Source organism: Desulfuromonadales bacterium (assembly GCA_035620395.1).
Taxonomy (GTDB): domain Bacteria; phylum Desulfobacterota; class Desulfuromonadia; order Desulfuromonadales; family DASPGW01; genus DASPGW01.
This window is the reverse complement of sequence record DASPGW010000003.1, coordinates 1-5,194: the sequence shown is the minus strand read 5'-3', so window position 1 is coordinate 5,194 and position 5,194 is coordinate 1. Positions and strand designations below refer to the sequence as shown.

Sequence of the window (5,194 nt, the reverse complement as noted above, 5' to 3'; positions counted from 1 at the left end):
TCCTCCTTACTAATGCTGGTCTAATAAAACATCCATGGTTACCCCGGTTTTATTTGAGAATTTTTCATCATCTTGGTAACTCCCTGAAAAAATGAAAGAATTTATTTTGTCTAAATTTTAGGCAAGATGTTACGGCGGTGGATTGTGCTTCGGTCCGGGCGGCTATTCACATGCTTATCAACAGTCCTTCCACAGGATTTGTGGAAAAGGGGCAAAGTCCGTTGAACGGGTTAGCTTTTTGCCGGTTCACCCCGTTTCTCGCGCTCACGTCTCTTGGCTTCGTTCCACAGGGAATCCATCTCTTCGGGGGAGCTCTGCTGAAGAGTTCGCCCCCGCTCGGCGAGGGTCGCCTCGATGTGACCGAAGCGGGCGACAAAACGGTTGGCCGTCTGCCGCAGTGCTTCCTCGGCATCAATGTTCAGAAACCTTCCCAGGTTGACGATGGAGAAAAGAAGATCACCAAGTTCATCGGCCATGGCCTGCTGGTCGGCGTGCTGGAGGGCATCCTTGAATTCCTCCAGTTCCTCCTCTATCTTGGCGAAAATCCCGTCCACCGCTGGCCAGTCAAAACCGACCCGGCTCGCCTTCTCCGAGAGTTTACGGGCGCGCAGCAGGGCCGGCAGGTGCCGGGGGACCCCGCCCAACAGCGTCGGAAACTCTCCCCGCCGCTCCTTTTCCCTGGCCTTGATCCGGTCCCACTGAGCATCGAGGGCCTCGATGGAGCTCTGCCGACGCTCGGCGAAAACATGAGGATGGCGCCGGATCAGCTTGTCGGCGATGGCGTCCGCCACGTCGCCCACGTCAAAGGCCTGGCGTTCCTCGAAAAGACGGGCCTGGAATATGACCTGCAGCAGCAGGTCTCCCAACTCATCGCAGATGGCGGACGGTTCGCCGCCATCGATGGCTTCCAGGACCTCGTAGGTTTCTTCCAGCAGGTAGGGTTTGAGGCTTTCGGGGGTCTGCTCGGCATCCCACGGGCAGCCTTCAGGCGAACGCAGGGTGGCCACGATTTCCAGCAGGCGGCCGAAGGCCCTCAGGGTACGGGCAGTGGGCATATTCTCCTCGTTCTCGAGAGTTGGACCTTTCTACCTTATGGACCCGCAGAAAGCAAGTCGTGCGCGTTTTCGGGGGAAATTAATCGCTTGCAAATTTACCTTGAATAGGCTAATAGAAAACCCTCTCCAAGGGTAGGGCGGCCCGGCTTGTTTTCCCTTGACAATCGGGGGGCAGTCTTTATACTAGCCGCTTTCAGGCGGCCTTGAGGACGTTGGTCTTTGCGCATTCGTATCGACGAAATAAAAGATGAGGGCCTGGATCTCGAGTCGGAAGAGGCGGCTGCATCTTACCCGACCGCGGTGGAAGCCGCCGCGGCGGAGGAATGTGTTTTCATCGCGCCGCTGCAGACGCGGCTAAGGCTTGTTCGCGTCGGCGAGATGATCGAGGTCGAAGGGACGGTGGAGAGCCGGGTCCGACTCGCGTGCAGCCGCTGTCTTTCGGAATTCGAGGACCCTCTGATTGGCCGCTTTGCCCTGACCTTCGCCCGGGAACTGCCGGAAGTCACGGACGAGACCGACGGTGAAGAGGTTGAGCTGAACGCCGAGGAGATGGGCCTGATTCTATTTCACGGCGAAGAGATCGACCTCAGCGAGGCGATTGCCGAACAGGTGATTCTGGCCTTGCCGATGCATCCCCTCTGCCAGGAGGACTGTCGCGGGCTCTGCCCTCAATGCGGGGGGGATCTAAACGAAACCGACTGCGGCTGCGAGCGGCCTGCATTCAATGTCAAGTTTGCCGCCCTGAAGAATATCAAGTTCGACAAGTGAATTAAAGTCATCTGCTTCGCCCATTTTCACGGGCGGATTTGCATAGCGTTGAGCCATCAGCAAATACCGGCCCTCGGCCGGACCTACAAGGAGAATCAAGACCATGGCGGTACCCAAGAAGAAAACTTCCAAGACCAGGCGCGATACGCGCCGTGCTCACGATGCGCTGACCGCTCCCGGCGTGTCCATATGCCCCCAGTGCAAGGAGCCCAAGCAGCCGCATCGCGTCTGCCCGAGCTGTGGCACGTACAAAGGCAGAGAAATCATCAGTACTGAAAAGTAAGAGGCATCCGGTTGAGGGAACGTATCGTCGTTGCTGTGGATGCCATGGGTGGTGACAACGCTCCGGCCGTCGAGGTCGAGGGAGCGGTGGCTGCTGCCCGCCAATGGGGACTGTCGATTATTCTGGTCGGTGACACGGTCCGCATTGAGAGCGAGCTGAAAAAGCATCGGACCGAAGGACTCGATATCGGCATCCGCCACGCCAGTGAAGTGGTCGGAATGCACGACTCGGCCTCAGATGCCATCCGCAAAAAGAAGGATTCGTCCATCCGGGTCGCTTTCGGCCTGGTAAAAAATGGCGAAGCCCATGCTGTGGTGAGTGCCGGCAACTCGGGTGCCACCATGGCGGCCGGGATGTTCGTGTTGAAGCGTGTCCGCGGGATCGACCGGCCCGCCATCGCCACCATCTTCCCCAATCTCAAGGACCAGACGCTGGTTCTTGATGTGGGCGGCAATGTGGACTGCAAGCCGTACCATCTCTCCCAGTTTGCCCTGATGGGAGAAGTTTACGCCCGACATGTTCTCGGCAAGCAGCAGCCGAGGGTCGGCCTGCTTTCCAACGGTGAAGAGGAGAGCAAGGGGAACGAACTGACCCGCGAAGCCCACCAGCTGCTCAAAGGGGCAACCTTCGACTATATTGGTTACGTCGAGGGCCGCGACATTTTCAACGGCTCGGTCGATGTGGTGGTATGCGACGGTTTTGTGGGAAACGTCGTCCTCAAGGTATCTGAAGGACTGGCCGACGCCATCTTCACCATGCTGCGGCAGGAGATCGGCAGCCGCTTTCTGGCAAAGATCGGCTATCTTCTGGCCCGCCCCGCTTTTCGCGCGTTCAGAAAAAAGGTCGATTACGCCGAATATGGCGGCGCTCCGTTGCTGGGGATCGAGGGCACCGGCATGATCTGTCACGGCGGATCGAGTCCTCGTGCCATCGTCAATGCCATCCGCATGGCGCATGAGTATGCGGCCAGGCGAGTGAACGATCAACTGGTCGCCCAACTCCAGGCTGACGCGGCTTTGGTGGCGCAGAACCCGGGATCGGTCGTGGACGCCGATCCGCAAGAGCAGAGTGGCCGGCCTTCCACCTAGCAGGATGTAGGAGTCGTCGAGTGAAAAGAGCACGCATTATCGGTACAGGCTCGTGTGTTCCCGATAAGGTACTGACCAATTCCGATCTGGAAAAGTTTCTCGACACCACGGATGAATGGATCGTCTCGCGGACCGGCATTCGCGAGCGGCACATCGCCGGCGAAGGTGAATATACCTCCGATCTGGCCACCCGCGCGGCAGAGCGGGCGCTCGCAATGGCCGGCGTGCGCGGCGAAGACATCGACCTGGTGGTGGTTGGTACGATCACCGGTGATTTCCCCTGGCCGGCGACCGCCTGCCTGGTGCAGAAAAATCTGGGTGCCGCCGGCGCTGCAGCCTTTGATGTCTCGGCTGCCTGCAGCGGCTTTGTCTATGCCCTCGATGCAGCCGCGCGGCGGATTGAAACAGGTGTCAGCAAGAAGGCGCTGGTGATCGGCGCCGAGATCCTCTCCCGGGCGGTCGACTGGGAAGACCGCAACACCTGCATCCTGTTCGGCGACGGCGCCGGCGCCGTCGTGCTGGAAGGTCAGGAGGGCGAGCACGGTGTGCTCTCCACCCACCTGCACGCCGACGGCAGCTATTGGGAACTTCTTTACCAACCCGGCTTCGGTGCGCGCTTTCCGGCATCGGAGGCGGGAATCAAGGAGCGCCTTCCGTTTCTGAAGATGCAGGGCAACGAGGTTTTCAAGGTGGCCGTCCGCTCCCTCTCCGAAGTGGCTCAGGAGGCCCTGGCTGCCAACGGCATGAGCACGGCGGACGTCGACCTCTTCATCCCGCATCAGGCCAACAGAAGGATCCTCGAGGCGACCGCCAAGAGGCTGGGGCTCAGTGACGAACAGGTCTACATTAATGTAGACCGCTTCGGTAACACCTCCGGGGCCTCGATCCCCCTGGCACTGGATGAGGCCAATCGCGCCGGCCGGCTCAAGGCCGGGGATATCCTCTTGCTTGATGCTTTCGGCGGCGGATTTACCTGGGCCTCCGCCCTGCTGCGCTGGTAGGACGTCAAGCGGCCGCTGTGCAAAGGAGTTGCAACTGACATGATTGCATTTGTTTTCCCCGGGCAAGGCTCCCAGTACGCCGGCATGGGCAAAGATCTGTCGGATAACTTTCCGGCCGCCCGGCAGATATTCGAGGAGGCGAACGATGCCCTCGGTTTCGATCTGGCCACCCTCTGCTATAATGGCCCCGAAGATGAGCTCAAGCTCACCACCAATACCCAGCCTGCCATTCTGACCGTCAGTACGGCGGCCCTGAAGGTGCTCGAGCAGGAGAGTGGACTACGCCCCGCCTACGTCGCCGGGCACTCCCTCGGCGAATATTCGGCTCTGGTCGCTGCCGGCGCCTTGTCTTTTGCCGATGCGGTGCGGACCGTGCGCCAGCGTGGCGCTTTCATGCAGGAAGCCGTACCCGTCGGGGTTGGTGCGATGGCGGCCATCCTCGGGCTGGATACCGTCGAGCTCGAGGCGGTTTGCCGGGAGGCGGCGCAGGGTCAGGTCGTTTCGCCCGCAAATTTCAATAGCCCCGGTCAGGTGGTCATCGCCGGTCACGCCACGGCCGTGGAACGGGCGATTGAACTGGCCAAGGCCAAAGGGGCCAAGCGGGCTATGCCGCTGCCGGTCAGTGCCCCTTTCCACTGCTCGCTGATGCTCCCGGCCGGGGAACGTCTGCGGGAAGCGTTGGCGGGGATTACCGTCGGGCCGTTGCGGAGTCCGGTGGTCTCCAATGTCGAAGCGGCGCCCAACAGTGACGCCGGGCGGGTCAAGGAATTGCTGGTTGCCCAGGTGAGTGCCCCGGTACGCTGGGACGAGTCGGTACAGAAGATGGCCGAGCTCGGCGTCGAGCGTTTCATCGAGATTGGCCCGGGCAAGGTGCTGGCTGGTCTGATCAAGCGCATTGCCAAGGGCGCGGCCGCCCAGAGTGTAGAAGACGTGGCCGGGCTCAAGGCTCTTTGAACGACGTACAGGGGTATCCTTTATGATGAAAGACAAGGTCGCCGC

The 5,194-nt window shown here is 60.4% G+C and carries 6 protein-coding genes; 5 read left to right on the top strand and 1 reads right to left on the bottom strand.

Annotation, left to right across the window (positions count from 1 at the left end; all coding sequences use genetic code 11):
• Nucleotides 1-230: 230 nt before the first annotated feature.
• The gene (mazG, locus tag VD811_00180) at nucleotides 231-1,055 is read right to left on the bottom strand and encodes a nucleoside triphosphate pyrophosphohydrolase (GenBank protein HXV19386.1); all 825 of its coding nucleotides are present in this window, start codon (nucleotides 1,053-1,055) and stop codon (nucleotides 231-233) included.
• Between the two features lie 219 nt (nucleotides 1,056-1,274).
• Here mazG and VD811_00175 point away from each other — a divergent pair, with 219 nt between their 5' ends.
• From VD811_00175 to fabD, 5 genes are all read left to right on the top strand, one after another.
• Nucleotides 1,275-1,823, top strand: a complete 549-nt coding sequence (locus tag VD811_00175) for a DUF177 domain-containing protein (protein ID HXV19385.1) — start codon at nucleotides 1,275-1,277, stop codon at nucleotides 1,821-1,823.
• Between the two features lie 103 nt (nucleotides 1,824-1,926).
• Nucleotides 1,927-2,106 (top strand): 50S ribosomal protein L32, encoded by a 180-nt coding sequence (gene rpmF, locus VD811_00170; GenBank protein ID HXV19384.1) that lies wholly within the window; start codon nucleotides 1,927-1,929, stop codon nucleotides 2,104-2,106.
• 11 nt (nucleotides 2,107-2,117) lie between these two features.
• Complete coding sequence (plsX, locus tag VD811_00165) at nucleotides 2,118-3,194, top strand: phosphate acyltransferase PlsX (protein HXV19383.1); 1,077 nt, start codon at nucleotides 2,118-2,120, stop codon at nucleotides 3,192-3,194.
• 20 nt (nucleotides 3,195-3,214) lie between these two features.
• A complete protein-coding gene (locus VD811_00160) occupies nucleotides 3,215-4,195 on the top strand; it encodes a beta-ketoacyl-ACP synthase III (protein HXV19382.1) in 981 nt (326 codons plus the stop codon).
• Nucleotides 4,196-4,234: 39 nt separating this feature from the next.
• Nucleotides 4,235-5,149, top strand: coding sequence for an ACP S-malonyltransferase (gene fabD / locus VD811_00155; protein ID HXV19381.1), 915 nt, complete (start codon nucleotides 4,235-4,237; stop codon nucleotides 5,147-5,149).
• Nucleotides 5,150-5,194 lie beyond the last annotated feature (45 nt).